Origin of the sequence: Psychrobacter sp. 72-O-c (genome assembly GCF_904846605.1) — a bacterium.
Lineage (GTDB): Bacteria > Pseudomonadota > Gammaproteobacteria > Pseudomonadales > Moraxellaceae > Psychrobacter.
In genome coordinates this window covers 1-16,381 of sequence record NZ_CAJHBI010000050.1, presented here as the reverse complement: position 1 = coordinate 16,381, position 16,381 = coordinate 1, and the positions used below count along the sequence as shown (strand labels likewise).

At 41.9% G+C, this 16,381-nt stretch carries 15 protein-coding genes and 1 tRNA gene; 10 read left to right on the top strand and 6 right to left on the bottom strand.

From position 1 onward, the window contains the following. Positions 1–366: 366 nt before the first annotated feature. Together JMX97_RS13115 and JMX97_RS13110 are read left to right on the top strand one after the other, a co-directional pair. Positions 367–441 (top strand) — tRNA-Gly (locus JMX97_RS13115). A 249-nt stretch (positions 442–690) separates the two neighbouring features. After that, entirely contained in the window at positions 691–1,485 is a 795-nt protein-coding gene (locus JMX97_RS13110; protein WP_201558813.1) for a glucose 1-dehydrogenase, read from the top strand. 104 nt (positions 1,486–1,589) lie between these two features. Here the strand turns inward: JMX97_RS13110 and JMX97_RS13105 are convergent, their stop codons facing one another. From JMX97_RS13105 to nadR, 3 genes are all read right to left on the bottom strand, one after another. Next, positions 1,590–2,051, bottom strand: a complete 462-nt coding sequence (locus JMX97_RS13105) for a DUF962 domain-containing protein (RefSeq protein WP_201558811.1) — start codon at positions 2,049–2,051, stop codon at positions 1,590–1,592. Between the two features lie 187 nt (positions 2,052–2,238). Next, on the bottom strand, positions 2,239–2,988 hold the full coding sequence (gene pnuC, locus JMX97_RS13100) for a nicotinamide riboside transporter PnuC (RefSeq protein ID WP_201558809.1): 750 nt from the start codon (positions 2,986–2,988) through the stop codon (positions 2,239–2,241). Positions 2,989–3,092: 104 nt separating this feature from the next. Beyond that, positions 3,093–4,148, bottom strand: a complete 1,056-nt coding sequence (gene nadR / locus JMX97_RS13095; protein ID WP_201558807.1) for a multifunctional transcriptional regulator/nicotinamide-nucleotide adenylyltransferase/ribosylnicotinamide kinase NadR — start codon at positions 4,146–4,148, stop codon at positions 3,093–3,095. Positions 4,149–4,811: 663 nt separating this feature from the next. Between nadR and JMX97_RS13090 the strand changes: the two genes are divergently transcribed. From JMX97_RS13090 to JMX97_RS13075, 4 genes are all read left to right on the top strand, one after another. After that, entirely contained in the window at positions 4,812–5,024 is a 213-nt protein-coding gene (locus tag JMX97_RS13090) for a PspC domain-containing protein (RefSeq protein ID WP_201558805.1), read from the top strand. 432 nt (positions 5,025–5,456) lie between these two features. Continuing rightward, complete coding sequence (glyQ, locus tag JMX97_RS13085; RefSeq protein ID WP_413786416.1) at positions 5,457–6,470, top strand: glycine--tRNA ligase subunit alpha; 1,014 nt, start codon at positions 5,457–5,459, stop codon at positions 6,468–6,470. A 9-nt stretch (positions 6,471–6,479) separates the two neighbouring features. Continuing rightward, positions 6,480–8,573 (top strand): glycine--tRNA ligase subunit beta, encoded by a 2,094-nt coding sequence (gene glyS, locus JMX97_RS13080; RefSeq protein ID WP_201558803.1) that lies wholly within the window; start codon positions 6,480–6,482, stop codon positions 8,571–8,573. 261 nt (positions 8,574–8,834) lie between these two features. Beyond that, positions 8,835–9,110: a hypothetical protein gene (locus JMX97_RS13075; protein ID WP_201558815.1), complete on the top strand. Its 276-nt coding sequence runs from the start codon at positions 8,835–8,837 to the stop codon at positions 9,108–9,110. A 43-nt stretch (positions 9,111–9,153) separates the two neighbouring features. On the opposite strand, the gene zapA is transcribed toward JMX97_RS13075, so the two are convergent. Together zapA and JMX97_RS13065 are read right to left on the bottom strand one after the other, a co-directional pair. After that, positions 9,154–9,618, bottom strand: a complete 465-nt coding sequence (gene zapA / locus JMX97_RS13070; RefSeq protein ID WP_201558801.1) for a cell division protein ZapA — start codon at positions 9,616–9,618, stop codon at positions 9,154–9,156. Positions 9,619–9,764: 146 nt separating this feature from the next. Continuing rightward, positions 9,765–10,247 carry a hypothetical protein gene (locus JMX97_RS13065; RefSeq protein ID WP_201558800.1) on the bottom strand — a complete coding sequence of 161 codons (483 nt, stop codon included), beginning with the start codon at positions 10,245–10,247 and terminating at the stop codon, positions 9,765–9,767. Positions 10,248–10,479: 232 nt separating this feature from the next. Here JMX97_RS13065 and JMX97_RS13060 point away from each other — a divergent pair, with 232 nt between their 5' ends. The 4 genes from JMX97_RS13060 to JMX97_RS13045 all read left to right on the top strand — a co-directional run bounded on the left by JMX97_RS13060 (position 10,480) and on the right by JMX97_RS13045 (position 14,459). After that, the gene (locus tag JMX97_RS13060; RefSeq protein WP_201558799.1) at positions 10,480–11,133 is read left to right on the top strand and encodes a UPF0149 family protein; all 654 of its coding nucleotides are present in this window, start codon (positions 10,480–10,482) and stop codon (positions 11,131–11,133) included. Between the two features lie 592 nt (positions 11,134–11,725). Further along, on the top strand, positions 11,726–12,208 hold the full coding sequence (locus JMX97_RS13055) for a nucleoside deaminase (protein WP_201558798.1): 483 nt from the start codon (positions 11,726–11,728) through the stop codon (positions 12,206–12,208). Positions 12,209–12,251: 43 nt separating this feature from the next. Next, positions 12,252–13,472: an acetylornithine deacetylase gene (argE, locus tag JMX97_RS13050; protein ID WP_201558797.1), complete on the top strand. Its 1,221-nt coding sequence runs from the start codon at positions 12,252–12,254 to the stop codon at positions 13,470–13,472. A 255-nt stretch (positions 13,473–13,727) separates the two neighbouring features. Continuing rightward, positions 13,728–14,459, top strand: coding sequence for a LysE family translocator (locus JMX97_RS13045; protein ID WP_201558796.1), 732 nt, complete (start codon positions 13,728–13,730; stop codon positions 14,457–14,459). Between the two features lie 160 nt (positions 14,460–14,619). Here the strand turns inward: JMX97_RS13045 and miaB are convergent, their stop codons facing one another. Next, the gene (gene miaB, locus JMX97_RS13040) at positions 14,620–16,101 is read right to left on the bottom strand and encodes a tRNA (N6-isopentenyl adenosine(37)-C2)-methylthiotransferase MiaB (protein WP_201558795.1); all 1,482 of its coding nucleotides are present in this window, start codon (positions 16,099–16,101) and stop codon (positions 14,620–14,622) included. Positions 16,102–16,381 lie beyond the last annotated feature (280 nt).

The following is a 16,381-nucleotide window of genomic DNA, read 5'->3' as shown; positions in this document are numbered from 1 at the left end:
TCATGTCCTTTTGTTTGATACTTTTAATCACTTGCGCTCGAAAGTCTGCTGAATAGGTCATGTATTCTTCTGCCACTTTGCTTATTTTAAAACGATTGTATCTTATTTATAGAGAACCTACTATAAGTACAAAAGAATCCAAAGGGTGAATAATAGTAAAATTGGTCATATAATCAAAGTCATGCATTAAATAATGGGTTAGACAAATTCTTAATCTAGAGACGATTCTGATAAAGATTAAAAAAAGAGGTTGACAGGAGCGGCAGAATTGCTAAAATAGCCAGCCTATCGAGCGAGACGATGTTGTTCAATATTACTATTTATTATTAATAGTATCTTAATGGCAGCACAGTACGACTTGATTAAGCGGGAATAGCTCAGTGGTAGAGCATAACCTTGCCAAGGTTGGGGTCGAGAGTTCGAATCTCTTTTCCCGCTCCAAATATGGCTTGAAAAAGCACTAAAGCCTCACTTCATTGTGAGGCTTTTTTTATGTCTAATTTTTACAAATAAAATCATAAAACAAGATAATTACACTTCCGTTATTATCTACGAGAACTAATTACAAAAGACAGTTAACTTGTCTCATTAAATTGAGACAGACCACGCACACTTGTTAAGTGCACTTAAATTTAGAATTATAAAACTAAAAGTAATCAACATAAAAAGCAGTCATAATAAGAGGTGTTTATGCCAACATTTAAACATAAAGAATTTAACGAGCTGTTTGATTTATCGGGCAAAATAGCAATCGTCACTGGTGGTGCTAATGGTATCGGTAAAGCGACAGCACTGCGCTTAGCGCAAGCTGGAGCAAATATAGTCATTGCTGATTTAAAATTGGATGATGCGAAAGCTGCGGTCAAAGATATCGAAGAATATGGTGTTAAGGGATTAGCAGTAGAATGTAATATCTTAAAAGATGATGATTTAGTAGCGATGGTTGATAAAGTCATATCAGAGTTTGGCTGCATTAACATCCTTATCAACAATGCGGGAGGCGGTGGCGGCGGTCGTGAAAACCCATCTAAGATATCAGTTGATGATATTCGCCGTGACTTTGAGCTGAATGTGTTCAGTGGCTGGCGTTTATGCCAATTGTGTGTACCGTATATGAAAGAATCAGGCTATGGTTCAATCTTGTTTACTACTTCAATGTCGAGTATCAATAAGGATCCAAATATGAGTGGTTATGCTGGCTCAAAAGCAGCGGTCAACCACATGGTGGCAAACTTAGCTCATGACTTCGGTCCTGAAGTGCGTGTCAATGCAGTTGGTCCGGGTGCTACTCGTACTGACGCGCTAAAAACTGTTTTGACCCCAGAGATTGAAAAGGAAATGCTAGCCCATACCCCTATCAAACGTTTGGGTGAAGCCGATGACATTGCCGGTGCCATGCTGTATTTTGCGTCACCAGTTTCTGAGTGGGTGAGTGGTCAGACTATGTTTGTTAATGGTGGTGGCGTGCAAACGCTTGATCAATAAATATTAGATTAATGCATAACAGTTTATTTTTGAGCAAATAAAAGCGCGACCTTGTTGTGACAGGGCCGCGCTTTTTGTTTGTTTATTTTTCAAGTTGCCTACTTTTAAGTTGCTTGCTCTTTATGTTGCTTATTTTTCATCAAGCTATTAACAACCCATGCTGGACCAATCAATAAGAACTGTAAATCTTCAAAAAATGAGGGTTTTTTACCTTCAATTTTATGACCAATAAACTGCCCAATCCAAGCCACAATAAATACGCTTGCCCAGACTTTGAACCCCCATGGGAACACAGTCATTACTGCCATACAAATAAGAATAAACATCCCCATTGCCAAAAATAGCGGGGTAGAGAGTTGCATATAAAACAGCATCACCATGGCGCTCACTACTAGAGTGAACCAAACCGATAGTGACATTCCCATACCTAAAATACTGGTCAAGATAGCGGGTACGCACAGCCAATGGATTTTCTTATTAATCAAGTTTTGATGACTGACAGCATACTCACTCAGCCATTGTTCGAGTGTGCGTTTGGACATTCCCTTACGATGAACACGAGACATACTAACCTCCTTGTTAGTGAATTAACTAGTGAATTAATACAACCTATACTATTAGTTGTAGCACTATTTAGAGCAATCTACCATTCTATCTCGTAAACCGCACAGTCATAACCTGTTGTTCTGTCAGACTATATTTCAATATTTCCACATCTTATATCTGTTTATCGCTTTATCTGTAGCGCTAACTTTATACCTGAACCTCTAGCGCATTTTTTTCACTACGGTACCATTCATATAGACCAACAAAAGAGTTTACTTGGTAAACCATAGTTTGAATGGCAAAAATATAGTTACCGGACATCAGATTTACGGTTAACCAAACGAAGTTTGATAGTATCCATAGCCACCAGTTAAATGAATAGCGCAAAATCATTGCGGCTTGAGCAGTGATGGAAAGTACAAAGGCAATAACGTTAATCCAAAAGAAGGAAATGAATCCTAGAAATTTACTGTTATCATCTTCTACGACAGCATAGCCATAGCTGGCGAGCAGGTCATTTACTGTTGGGAATAGTGCTAACCCAATGACCATAAAAGTTGCGGTGATAAGCCAAACCCATTTATTAGCAGACTTAGGCACCATGTTACCGTCAGGGTCGGTATGCTTGGACCAATAAAAAAGGCCATAGACATGGGTAAAAAAGTTAAATAGCGGCGCGAGCATTAAACCTACAGAACCTGCCGTAGCTTGTACCACGACTTCACCTGAGGTCGCTGCCATACCAAAACCGTTGCCCATAATATTTTTACGAAATGAAAGCGATACCACGCAAACTAAGCCAATAAACGAAACGCCTAAATAAAATATATCCAGAGTAGTATGTTCGGTAGTTAGCCAAAACCCTGCTGATAAGGCGACAACACCGCAAATGAACCAAGTTACAATCCATTGCATGGCCCATTTTCCAGTGATATTATCCAATAACTGAATGCGCATAACGCTGTTTTCCTCAAGTTAATCTAATGACATAAAAAATTATTATTATAAATTTAGTTTTGTTGAATTATTTTTTTAAACAGTTATATTTTTAAAGACGGATACTATGAGTTTTTTATTTTTTTACCGTAAATATGCCAATCAATATATTCTAAAGATTGCTGATAACGTGCATCGTAGTCGAGTTCAGTAATCATGTGCGGCTGAATGTTATGACGAGTAAAGATATCTAATAATAGCTGCTCAAAGCGCCCGCGGGCCTCAATATTACCCAATGAGCGCATGCCATCAGCAACCCACGGGACATTATTATCCAGCATAATCGTATGGTCCAAGCGAAACTCGTCAATACAAGCCCCAACGAAAGGATGCGTGCGACCTTCATACTCTTCACAGAACGCCTGCGTGGTGACGAAGTCAGTATCGATAATAGTTACCGGTGAGGTTGCGGTGGCAGCGGCCTCGCGTATCGCTTGAGCGTGATTAAGAGCAATCGGTGCATAATCACTATACTGTAGCCCAATCTCACTACCGCCTAAATTTGTCCCCACATAAAGCCGCCCCATCTCCAGCACAAAGCTAGCGCCATAATAATTAGCCAGCTTATGTACCAAAGTGGTTTTGCCCGAGCTTTCACCACCCACAATAGCAATTGTTTTAGTATAGTCACCGCGCGCTTGCGGATGGATAGCTGACCAATGCGCAACGGGATCATGAGCAATTGCATAAGAATCAAACTCAGGCTGTAATGGTGTAGTTACCACGGTCATCAACAGCTGCTCTAGAGTTTTGCTCTGCGCCAACGGATGATTTTCCGCAACGAACAATACGGTCTCTGCTGGCACGCTTAGCGCATCAATTAAGCGTTGCAGTTTGGCATTACTAGCGACTACATCTATAGCAACGTCATCGAAGCTCTCATGTAAGGGTAGCTCGATTTCATTACTAGTATGAATATGAATAAAAGGCATTTCCGAACAAGCCATCTGTAGCCATCGCGCTTTATCTTGCAAGGTAATGGCAAAATTGGGGTGCGGTGAAGGATGAGTCGTGATGACAATATGCAAAGTCTTCGCTTGCCCGGCAGCATCCAATATACTGCGCATTTGTCCTAGATGTAGTGGTTCAAAATGCCCAATCATTAAGCCAGTATCATACATAATAATCCCTATATCACTCTGTATTTATCTATTATTTATTTATCAGCATGGTATAAAGGTTTGCGCCCAGTTACAGGTAGGTTATTGTAAACAGGCGCTTTGTTGTGATGAACAGATGTAAATAAAGCCGTTCTTTTATCGTGAAGCCGACTATTTTATAGAGCATTATTTTTCTGTAGAGCATTATTTTATCTTTCTATTCACAAAAATGAAGGCTATTTATACTGAATGCTGAGCTTATATCCTTCAGCTTTAGATTGTTCGATATTTTCTATTTGGCATTGCATAAATTAAAGAATAACTATAATCAAGAATAATAGTCTTTTTTATAGACGATGACGACAAGGTCTTGATGTTCAATACAATAATCTAAAGAAGTCTTGGTTAAATAGCGGAAAGGTGGGCGCAACAAAGTCAATCTCGAAACATTTTGAAATAACTATTTAAAATCAGCTAGTTACAGGCGTTAATGACAGATTAGGGTAAGCTTAGGTAGCATAAACTCACAAAGCACGCCTACACTGACTACAGATAAGTGATCAATAGTTGCTATAATTATTTATAAGTTAACAACAGTAATAAATAACTAAAGCGTCAACGAAAGATCTAAAAAATAAGTCTAATAAATTTTGAATAGAATAACTAAATAGAGAGGTATAAGGTTTGGCTAAATTAGCAAAATTACATCGCTCAAAGAATAATCGCATGATAGCAGGTGTGATGGGCGGTATCGCAGAATATGTAGGTTGGTCACCGATGTGGGTGCGACTCTTATTTGTGGCTGTATCTGTGTTAAGTGCAGCGGTACCAGGTATTCTTATCTATATTATTTTATGGATTATTATGCCAAAGGCTACCAGTCAGTCTTACCAGTAAATATTTAATAAAAGTTAAGTTCGACAAAGAAAGTAAAAGTCTAAGTTAAAAAAAGAAAGCTTTATAGAAAAATAATGGCTCATAAAAAACAAAAAGCCTGTCTAAACAGGATACCGAGATATACTTTTCCTCCTGCCCAGATGTTAACTCATCTGGGTATTTTTTTTTGTTGCTTGAGGTTTTTCTTAGGTTCTACTTTAGGTTTATAAGCATCTATCATTAGTTATTTTAAATACTCTCTAACGGCGATATAAATTTAGTTGCTGTAAATATAGATAAAATAGCTGTTTTTTAGTAAGGTGAGCAAGTAAATACCTATGTAGCCAAAATGTGCTATACGAACGTTGCGCCTGAACGCTATCAAGTTATGTCTAATAATACTAATTCCACAGTGATTTTCTTATGACTTCCCAAGCTATGAATTCTGAACCGATGACTTTCCAAGATTTAATTTTAACCTTACAAAATTACTGGGCGGATAAGGGCTGCGTGATATTACAGCCTTATGATATGGAAGTGGGCGCGGGTACTTTTCATACCGCTACTTTCTTGCGCTCTCTAGGCCCTGAACGTTGGAATGCTGCTTATGTGCAGCCGTCACGCCGTCCAACCGATGGTCGCTATGGCGATAACCCCAACCGTTTACAACATTATTATCAGTTTCAAGTGGTACTCAAGCCCAACCCACCTAACATTCAAGAGCTATATTTAGGCTCATTGAAAGCGATTGGTATTGATACCTTAGTGCATGATGTGCGTTTCGTTGAAGACAACTGGGAGTCGCCAACGCTAGGCGCGTGGGGTCTTGGTTGGGAGATTTGGCTGAATGGTATGGAAGTCACCCAGTTCACTTACTTCCAGCAAGTGGGCGGCATTGAGTGCTTCCCAGTCACGGGTGAGATTACTTACGGTCTTGAGCGTCTAGCCATGTATGTGCAAGGCGTAGACAGCGTTTATGACTTAGTGTGGGCGGATGGCGAATTCGGCCGTGTGACCTATGGCGACGTGTTCCATCAGAACGAAGTAGAGCAGTCCACCTATAATTTTGAACACGCTGATGTACCTAAGATGGGCGAGCTGTTTGATTTCTACGAGCAGCAAGCGGATAAATTGGTTGATGCCGGACTGCCGTTACCAGCGTATGAGATGGTATTAAAAGCTTCACATGCCTTTAACTTGCTAGATGCTCGCGGTGCAATCTCAGTCACGGAGCGTCAGCGCTTTATTCTGCGGGTTCGTACATTGGCGCGAAAGGTTGCCTTAGGTTACGTTGAAGCGCGAGCAAAATTGGGCTTCCCATTGGCAGATGACGACCATCGCCAAGCAGCTTTGGATAAGTATTTGCCTAAAGAAGATAGTGAAGTAGCAACCGATAGCGCTGTTGATAAAGGTAACTCTGTCGAGAACAAAACCATCAAAACCGTCAAAAACAACAACGATAAATAGGAGCATCCCATGAGTAGCATTTTATTTGAACTGGGGTGTGAAGAGTTGCCCCCAAAGAGTCTAAAAACCTTACGTGACGCCTTGCAAACTAGCGTCACCGCACAATTAATTGAAGCTGATATCAGCTTTGATAGTATGAAAGCCTTTGCTGCGCCGCGCCGTTTGGCATTACAGATTCAAGGTATTGCTGATAAGCAGCCAGATCGCGCCGAGCAAAAACGTGGCCCTGCGATTAAAGCTGCCTTCGATGCTGAAGGTAATCCTTCTCGTGCTGCAATGGGTTTTGCTAAAGGGTTGGGTATTGAAGCGAGTCAGCTGATTACTCTTAATACCGACAAAGGCGATTATGTCGGCTATGAGCAAACCGTTCATGGTAAGGCGACCGCTGAGTTGCTACCTGCTATCTTCCAAACGGCTCTCGATAACCTACCAATTGCTAAGCGTATGCGTTCCGGTGCGAGCCGAGATGAGTTTGTGCGTCCTGTTCAGTGGGTAGTATTAATGCAAGACGACACAGTCATCGATGGTGTTATTCAAGGTCATCAGACAGGCCAGCAGACACGTGGACATCGCTTTCATAGTCCGGACTACCATACTATCAATCATGCTAATGACTATGCACAGATGCTAGATGGTTTAAAAGTCATCGCTGATTTTGATAAGCGTCAAATGCTCATCAAAAACCAAGTCAAAGCACTGTCAGACGAAGTCAATGCTGATGCGATTGTGCCACAAGACTTATTAGATGAAGTCACTGCGTTGGTTGATTTTCCGATTGCCCTACGAGCAAGCTTCGAGCCGCGCTTTTTACAAGTACCGCAAGAAGCGCTTATCTCAACCATGCAAGCGGATCAAAAGTACTTTTGTCTCACAGATAAAAACGGTAAACTGCAGCCATATTTTATTTTTATCACTAATATTGAATCTAAAGACCCCAATCAAATTATTGAAGGCAATGAAAAGGTCGTTCGTCCGCGTTTGGCCGATGCTGAGTTCTTCTTCTTACAAGATCAAAAGCAGCCTTTATTTGCGTTAACTGAAAGCCTAAAAACTCGTGTGTTCCAAGAACAATTGGGTACGATTTGGGAGAAGTCTGAGCGTATCGCCAAGCTTTCTGCCTTTATCGCTGCATTACTACATCAGCAAGGACAGCAGATTGATATTGATGAGACTGCTCGTGCTGCTATGCTATCTAAAGCGGATTTGGCAAGCTCTCTAGTTGGTGAATATCCTGAATTGCAAGGTATCGCTGGCACGTATTATGCGCGTCTTAATAATGAGCCTGAAGCAGTTTCTGCTAGCTTGGAAGAGCAATATCTACCCAAATTCAGTGGCGATGTGCTGCCGAAAACGCCGATCGGAATATGCCTGGCACTCGCAGATCGACTAGATACTTTGGTGGGTATTTTTGCCATAGACCAAGCACCTACTGGCTCAAAAGATCCGTTCAGCTTACGCCGCTCAGCCATTGGTATCTTGCGTATTTTGATTGAAAAGGAGCTACCGATCAACTTAGTGGCCTTAGTTGAGCAAGCAATAAAGAATTACATTAGCGCTGAAGGCAGCAAAATCAGTAAGATGGGCGATACCTTCACCAAAGTAATGGCGTTCTTAAATTCACGCTATCGCGCGATGTACACTGAGCAAGGCGTCAGCGTTGATACCATTCAGGCGGTACAAGCGATTAATCCACATATGCCATTGGACTTTGATCAGCGTATTCGTGCGGTGCAAGCGTTTAGTGAGTTGCCACAAGCAGAACAGCTTGCGGACTCTAATAAGCGCGTGGCGAATATTTTAGCCAAATCTGAGGGCGAAGTTGCTGATAGCGTCGACGAGTCGCTACTGTCTGAGTCTGCTGAACAAGCGTTATATAGTGCTGTTCGCCAAGCACAGACGGACGTCACGCCATTACTTGAAAAAGCCAATTATACGCAAGTCTTGCAAACCTTGGCCAGCTTAGATGAGCCATTAACGCAATTCTTTGATAGTGTCATGGTGAATAGTGACGATGCCGCGCTTAAAAATAACCGTTTAGCGTTATTAAAACAGCTACGCGCTCTATTCTTGACGGTTGCTGATATTAGTGAGCTACAGTTGTAATCGTATTTTTATAAATAAATAGCTATTACTTTGAACACAAAAAAACTGGCCATGCTAAGCCAGTTTTTTTGTGCAAATATGATTCATAAATAACAAAGTTTGTTAAGCTTGCTAGTAATTAAATAGCCCAATGATTGTGCTAAGGGCACAATTTACAGTAGACTTTATATAATATCTATTACTTATAGTTCAATCACTATTACTCGAAGGAGCACTGCCGTGGCTGCCATTATCATTATTATAATTATAGTTTGGATTTCGATGTGGGGGTTTTATAAGTTCATGTATCCACGAGCGCCGAAAAGCATGATGCCGCAGGAAGGCGACGTGACTACTCTGCGTAATTGCAATTTTTGTGGTCATAGCTTAGCTGAGTATCGCGGTGTTGTTGAGAACAAACCCACCGCAGCGACAGATACTACCCTTGATGGCGACAATAAAAGTAGCAATGACGCTAACAATAATGCTAGCAACGAGCTATTCTTTTGCAATTACGAGCATCAAGCTGACTTTCATGCCGGTAAGAAATACTCGTAAGAGGTTTAAACTACTAAGTTTAAACCAAGGTTTTTATCTAAGCTTATAAAACAGACTGTGCATCTTTCATGATTTTGCTTAATAAGGCATCAGCTTGCTTGCTCTCATGACGCTGATCTTCATTGGTCTTTTTATGAGCATTTATTTTTTCATATAAGTTTAAGCAGCATAATACCAGTAGATTTTCTTGGCCTAAATTTGGCGCTTCTCTTTTGATATCCAGAACAAAGTTATTAATGTAATAGACGGCTGAGCGTAGTTCCTCTTCTTCATTAATAGGACAGAAAATTGCATAGGTTATCCCAGCAATGGCAATATCAACTTTTTTCATTTGTGGTTCAGGAGTTTTAGTAGCTGGTGTGCTGCTACCCGTTGTTGCTTGTTCAGCGTTTATTTTATTGGGGGTGACATTTTGGGGCAGGGGGCGCTTAGTTTGATCCGTGGGCGCGGACGCTTTTTTGTTTTCGAGTGGCGATTTTTGATCAGTGTTGCTAGTGTTATCGGTCATAATAAGTCCTACAAAGTATCGTCATGAAAGTGAATAATTAATTAAGGTAAATAAGCAAAGCGCTAAAAGTATAAACTCATTTTTTGAGAGACAAAGGTGCTATTCATCCTTCGGCAATCCTTCGGCAAACCTTCGGCAATCGTGCATCAGCCTTCTATTTGATCAATATGTGTTAATCGTTTTAACACCACTTGTGTGCGCTCGGCTGCCAACTGATTTTTTTCTTGTAGGTCATTGTTCTGTTGTTTGACCTCGCTGATTTGCTGCTTGAGATCGCTGTTCTGTTGTTGCGTCTCACCGCTTTGCTGTTGAAGATCTTTATTGTGCTGCTGTAGCTCACTGTTTTGTTGTTGCAAGTCGATCAGCTGCTTTTGTAATTTATCTTGTTCTTCTCCAATCATATGATGCGCTTCGGCCAGGCTTTGATAGCGCTTGTCGAGATCGCCCAGCTGTTTTTTAGCGCTATCACGCTCGGTATAACTGCTATCAAGCTTGGTCTTAAGCGCGGACAATTCTTTTGGATCAGTATTGGGTTGTTGTTTGAGGTTGCTTAGTTCAGCACTGACAAGCTGATACTGCTTCTTAATGTCGAGTATCATTTTTTCTAATAATTTAAGTTGATCATACATAGTCAGTTTTTATCCTTAACCAGTGAGCGTGAATGAATTTTGGTCTGTACGTTTAATAATGCCATAGGTGACCGCATAATATCTATATCAACAAAGTAATTGCACGTATTGTGCTTCTTTTTTTTACTTTTATTAATGGTAGTGCTGCCTATATCGTAGGGCTACGACTACCACTACCACTAATTAATAAGCTTTAATCAACAACCATTAATTAACTACTAGGATAACCTTTATGAATGATAATATCTCTGGCTGGAACACATGGGCTGAGGCGTTTGATGAGTGGACTGATGTGTCTATTAGTGAGGTGCACGGCTTGATGACCGGCCTTATGACCGCCTGTAATCCCCCTGATGAGCAAGGCTGGGCGACGGTTTTTGATGAACTCAGCTTTGCGCCACTACCGGAGGCTGGGCTCACATTGTTGGCTGAAGAGGCCGAAGATACGGTGTTTCAGCTAAAAGATAAAGAGGACGCCTATTCATTTATGCCGCTGATACCAGATGACGAACACGACTTATACGAGCGTGTGATGGCATTGAAACAGTGGGCTAACGGCTTTATGACTGGCTTTGGCATCACAGATTGTGGTTTGACTGCTGAAGAAAACGAGATGCTTATGGATTTAGCCAAGATTGGTGCTATCCGTCTCGAAGATGATGAGGATTTTGAAGGCGGTGAAGAGTCTTATCTTTATATTTATGAGTTTGCACGGATGGTACCCGTTAGTTTCGCTACTCGTCAGCGTAAACATGTCAAAGATTTAGCATTGATTTCAGGGCTAAAAATGGACGCAAAAACCACCAAAGAACGTCAAGCGCAAGGCAAAATGCCAAAACCCATGCCACCAGTGGTTGATGTGATGAATCAAAATAACCCCTCATAGTCAAAATGTCGTAGTCAGAATGATTGAAAGAGGCTGATTATACATGAGGGCGTGTTGAACATTCGACCATAGCACTGACAGCGACTATTTTTTAGTCGATTCAAGGTCAAAAATATCTAGTTTAGTCATTCTAAGCGGATAGTTTTGGCAAAGTAGCGGCAAAAAAGAGTCCTGTCCCAACTGCGAGCATAGCTCTTGTCTTGCGGACGGGCAAAGCAGTGCTTTGCTTACTCCATCCTCAGGGCTGATGCTAAAACTGCCCCATACTGTGTTGCAAATCTAGCTAAGGCATCTGCATTATCGTCAATTTGCCTCTTGTCTGGAACAGTTTTAGCTATCAGCAGTGCTTATTTGTGAATATTCAACACGCCCTAACCTTTTTAAACAGTATTTATGATGCTTTATGCCGCTCGCAACATTATGCCTCTGGGTACCGTGTTGCGAGCGTTGTGTTTAGCGTTTAGACTGATGTTTCATTAAACGAATTATTGCATCGTATTAATGGTTTTATATAAAAGCAAGAATTCCATATTAGAGATAAAACATTAGAAATAAAATTGTATAAAAATAAAACAACAGGGAGAGTAGAGTAATGATAACTGATACTGATATGCAACATTTGCGCCGCTGTGTTGAGCTGGCCGCTGAAGCTTTAGCCGCTGGTGATCAGCCGTTTGGTAGCGTACTGGTAGATGCCGATGGCAAGGTACTACATGAAGATCGCAACCGTGATAATACGGTCGATGCGACTTATCATCCTGAGATTGCGGTCGCACGTTGGGCAGCAAAGAATATGACTCCAGAAGCGCGTGCCAAAGCTATGGTTTATACCTCAGGCGAGCATTGTGCGATGTGCTCAGCGGCTCATGCTTGGGCAGGTCTTGGTCGAATTGTCTATATCAGCTCCTCAAAACAGTTGGGCGAGTGGATGAAAGAGCTGGACGTAGAATCGTCTTCTCCTATTAACAGTTTGTCAATTCAAGAAGTAGCGCCTAACGTGCCAGTCGAAGGCCCGATTGCAGGCTTAGATGATGAAATTAAGCAATTGCATAAGCGTTTGCATCAAAAAGATTAATGACCGCAATCTTAACGCTACTTTTACTCAATAAGGATGTTCTATGGCTTTCAAAAATAGCGATAATCAACCCAAATGCATCACGTCTTATCCCGAGCAAAGTATCGACTGGATCACACGGTTAATTGGTTTTGATACCGTCAGTCGACATTCAAATTTAGCGTTAATTGACGACGTTCAGGCTTATTGTGAGCAGCTAGGGTTGACAGTAGCAGTGACCTTTAATGAGGCAAAAAATAAAGCAAATTTATTTGTCACGGTTCCAGCAGGAGAAAACGCTGAAATAGTTAATGGCGGCTTAGTGCTGTCAGGTCATACCGATGTGGTGCCAGTCGATGGTCAAGAATGGACGTCTGAGCCATTTACTGCTACGATCCGTGAGACTCGGCTATACGGGCGTGGCGCTTGCGATATGAAAGGCTTTATTGCTTGCGCGCTAAGTCTGTTGCCACAGGCAGCCCTGTTGTCTAAAAATGGTCAGTTGCGTCGTCCGCTACATTTGGCATTATCGTTTGACGAAGAAGTCGGCTGCTTAGGTGCACCATTAATATTAGCAGACCTAAAGGCGCGTGGTATCACACCAGAGTATTGTATCGTTGGTGAACCGACTAATATGACTATGGTAGTGGCACACAAAGGCATCGCCGTATATCGTTGCCGCGTGCATGGTAAGTCGGCGCATTCGTCATTGATTGCGCAAGGTGTTAATGCCATCAGTTATGCCAGCCGCCTAGTCGGCTATGTCGATACTTTAGCTGAAGAGTTAAGCGACCGCAACGATAACGATGCCCTGTTCGATGTGCCGTATTCAACTTTATCAGTAGGCACAATACAAGGAGGTACTGCGACCAATATTGTACCAAATTTTTGTGAGTTTACCTTTGATTATCGTAATTTGCCGCACATGACCCAAGACGATATCTTAGCGCCTATTCAAGCTAAAGTTGCTGAGCTAACCGCGCAGATGCAAGCGCGTTCGCCTGAGACCGGTATTGAGCTACTTCAAGAAGTAGGGGTGCCAGCGATGACTGATGATGACAGCGCTGAGCTACAGCAGCTGATAGGAGCGCTCGTGGCAGACAATAAGCGTCATAAGGTTGCCTATGCGACCGAAGGCGGTCAGTTTACCAATGCGGATATTCCAACAATTATTTGTGGTCCTGGCAGCATTGAGCAAGCGCATAAAGCAGATGAGTATGTGGAGTTGAGCGAGATTGAGCGCTGTGATGGCTTCTTACAGCGTTTATTACAAAGCTGCTGTTAATTAGATTTTGATTCGGTTATTGCATGCGGTTATATGCGCTGGTTTATTTCTGCTAAATTGCATTTGAGACAAGGTTTATGTAGGATTGAATGATGTATAAGATTGATTAAATTACATGCTTATTAGAAATTAAAAACACCGTCTTCATGGCGGTGTTTACTTTTTATAACCAAAGTGTTTGCCGTAGTACGGTTCTAGATCAAGTAGCACGGTTTTAAATTAAATGTTCTCAAATGATAACCTAGGGGTTGGTTGATGTCTTGGCATCTGTTGGCAGTATTTTTTGCAAGTACGTTCTTTATTTCAGCAACCCCTGGCCCAAATATGTTGCTGGCGTTTCAATATGGTTTGAACTACGGGGTCAAGCGCACGCTATGGACGCTTGCTGGGCTGAGCCTAGGTTTGTTTATCCTGCTACTTTCTACGCTACTGGGTCTGGATGTCATCAGTCGGCAGTCACCGTGGCTGCTGACTGTTATTAAGACTGTCGGGGCGTTGTATCTAGTGTATTTGGGTATCAGCTCATGGCGCGATGCGGCAGACAATAGCAGTTTGATGGACGATGCCAGTGCCATGAGTGCAGAGGTTAACGTTGAGCTGACAGTGAACTCTGGTAAGTCTGATACCCCTTCACCGCGCTCGTTATCTAGTGCCGCAGTCAAAGCAGTTCCCAGTGATTGGGTACTATTTCGAACAGGTATGTGGGTATCACTATCTAATCCGAAGGCAATTTTATTTTTTGCCGCCTTTTTTCCTAAATTCATTAATTTTAGTGCGCCACTATGGCCACAGTATATCCTACTAACTTTAGGACTGTTTTTAAGTGAGACGACATGGCAGCTTATCTATACCCTTGGTGGCAAAAAGCTAGCGGGATGGTTAGATGTCGGTGAGCGCTTGGCGTGGCTCAATCGGGGTTGTGGGGTGATATTTATTCTAATTGCCGCCGCCTTATTGGTCGATGTTGTGAGTGGGTTTATAGCTTGAGTGGATATTTGAGGGTTTGAGCTTTGCTTAGGAACAGTTATTAACCCTAAACTTTTGCAAATACGGAAAGATAATAGATAAAAAAGCTGCTAAGAGCAAAGTCTTAGCAGCTTTTTTATAGTTTTAGCGACAACACACGTTTAATTAAGTGTAAACCAACCTAAGCCAATATATCTAGAAGCTCACCTTTCACCATATGGGGGCTGACAAAATTGGTGATACGGACGCTAACGATTTTACCCAATAGCTCATCCATCTTTTCAGGGTCGTATTCAAACATCACGGTACGTGTATTATCTGCGGTACCAATTAAGCAATCAGGATGGCGATTGGCCACTTGCTCGACTAATACTCGTGCTGTCGTACCAACCATGTCATGAGATTTCTGTAGAGTAGAGTCTATAATGACCTTTTGGAACTCAGCTAAGCGCTGTTTTTTAGTAATAAAGCTGACATCATCGGGCAGCTCTGCTGCTGGCGTGCCGGGACGCTTAGAGTAAATAAAGCTATAAGAGTGATCAAAGTCTAAGTCTTTTGCCAGTTGCAGCGTCTGTTGGTAGTCTTCATCAGTCTCACCAGGAAAGCCAATGATAAAGTCACTCGACAAATAAATATCAGGGCGGATGGTTCTAAGTTTGTTAATTTGATTGATGTAAACGTCAATAGTATGGTTGCGTTTCATCGCAGCCAATATCGCATTTGAACCACTTTGTACTGGCAGATGTAAATGTGATACCAGTTGTGGCAGTTGAGCGTAAGCATCAATGATATCGTCAGTGAATTCTAGCGGATGGCTGGTGGTATAACGAATACGCTCAATGCCGTCCACGTGTGACACATAATGCAGTAGCTCGGCAAAGCGGCAAATACTGCTATCGTCTTTTTCGCCGCGATAGCCATTGACGTTTTGACCCAACAGGTTAATCTCGCGAATACCTTGGGCAGCTAGACTGTCAATTTCGGCCAATACATCATCAAGTGGACGTGATAACTCTTCACCGCGTGTATAAGGTACCACGCAAAATGAGCAATATTTTGAGCAGCCTTCCATGATAGAAACAAAGGCTTTGTAACCTTCAACTCTGGGTTCCGGTAAGAAATCAAACTTCTCAATACTAGGGAATGATATATCAATCGTACCAATACGATTCTTAGGCGCAATATCACGCTGCTCGTTTGATTGATCATACAGCTCAGGTAGGCGGTGTAAGGTTTGTGGTCCAAATACCATATCGACATAGGGCGCACGCTTCTGGATATTATCGCCTTCTTGCGAGGCCACGCAACCGCCGACCCCGATGACCAAATCAGGGCGTTTTTCTTTTAGTTTGCGCCAGCGGCCTAATTCTGAGAATACTTTTTCTTGTGCTTTTTCGCGGATTGAGCAAGTATTCATTAGCAGCACATCGGCTTCATCAATATTATGGGTTACTTCCATACCGTGCGAGTCGCCCAGCACGTCCAGCATCTTGCTAGAATCATAAACATTCATCTGACAGCCTTGGGTGGTGATAAAGACTTTTTTGGTCATTGATACTGGCGCTTCCGCTGATGCTGGTTCTAAAGGAGGCGCTACGAGTGCATTGACAGCAGACGTGTTGGGTGCAGTCTCAATACGGGGGTCAAATACAGAAACACTCATAAGCAAAATCCAGAATTGTAAAACAGAGATGTAAAACATAGCGGCACAAGGCCATTATGGGTGGCATATTTTATCATAACCATGACCTAATGTGAAAAGTAACTGTCATTCTAATGCAGGCTATCGATTATAATTAGGATAAATTATTTATAATAACCTCAGTTCGGGATAAGCGAAGAAAAAGATAAAAAAAGAAGTCCTAATACGCTAAAGTAAGTTTACCAAGACAAACGACAGCAAAAAGGACTTCTTACATGGATAACCTAACCGAATTATACTG

Coding starts and splice junctions, on each gene's coding strand:
- JMX97_RS13110 (WP_201558813.1), top strand. CDS start 691: ATGCCAACATTTAAACATAAAGAATTTAACGAGCTGTTTGATTTATCG.
- JMX97_RS13105 (WP_201558811.1), bottom strand. CDS start 2,051: ATGTCTCGTGTTCATCGTAAGGGAATGTCCAAACGCACACTCGAACAA.
- pnuC (WP_201558809.1), bottom strand. CDS start 2,988: ATGCGCATTCAGTTATTGGATAATATCACTGGAAAATGGGCCATGCAA.
- nadR (WP_201558807.1), bottom strand. CDS start 4,148: ATGTATGATACTGGCTTAATGATTGGGCATTTTGAACCACTACATCTA.
- glyQ (WP_413786416.1), top strand. CDS start 5,457: ATGACTTTCCAAGATTTAATTTTAACCTTACAAAATTACTGGGCGGAT.
- glyS (WP_201558803.1), top strand. CDS start 6,480: ATGAGTAGCATTTTATTTGAACTGGGGTGTGAAGAGTTGCCCCCAAAG.
- JMX97_RS13075 (WP_201558815.1), top strand. CDS start 8,835: ATGTGGGGGTTTTATAAGTTCATGTATCCACGAGCGCCGAAAAGCATG.
- zapA (WP_201558801.1), bottom strand. CDS start 9,618: ATGACCGATAACACTAGCAACACTGATCAAAAATCGCCACTCGAAAAC.
- JMX97_RS13065 (WP_201558800.1), bottom strand. CDS start 10,247: ATGTATGATCAACTTAAATTATTAGAAAAAATGATACTCGACATTAAG.
- JMX97_RS13060 (WP_201558799.1), top strand. CDS start 10,480: ATGAATGATAATATCTCTGGCTGGAACACATGGGCTGAGGCGTTTGAT.
- JMX97_RS13055 (WP_201558798.1), top strand. CDS start 11,726: ATGATAACTGATACTGATATGCAACATTTGCGCCGCTGTGTTGAGCTG.
- argE (WP_201558797.1), top strand. CDS start 12,252: ATGGCTTTCAAAAATAGCGATAATCAACCCAAATGCATCACGTCTTAT.
- JMX97_RS13045 (WP_201558796.1), top strand. CDS start 13,728: ATGTCTTGGCATCTGTTGGCAGTATTTTTTGCAAGTACGTTCTTTATT.
- miaB (WP_201558795.1), bottom strand. CDS start 16,101: ATGAGTGTTTCTGTATTTGACCCCCGTATTGAGACTGCACCCAACACG.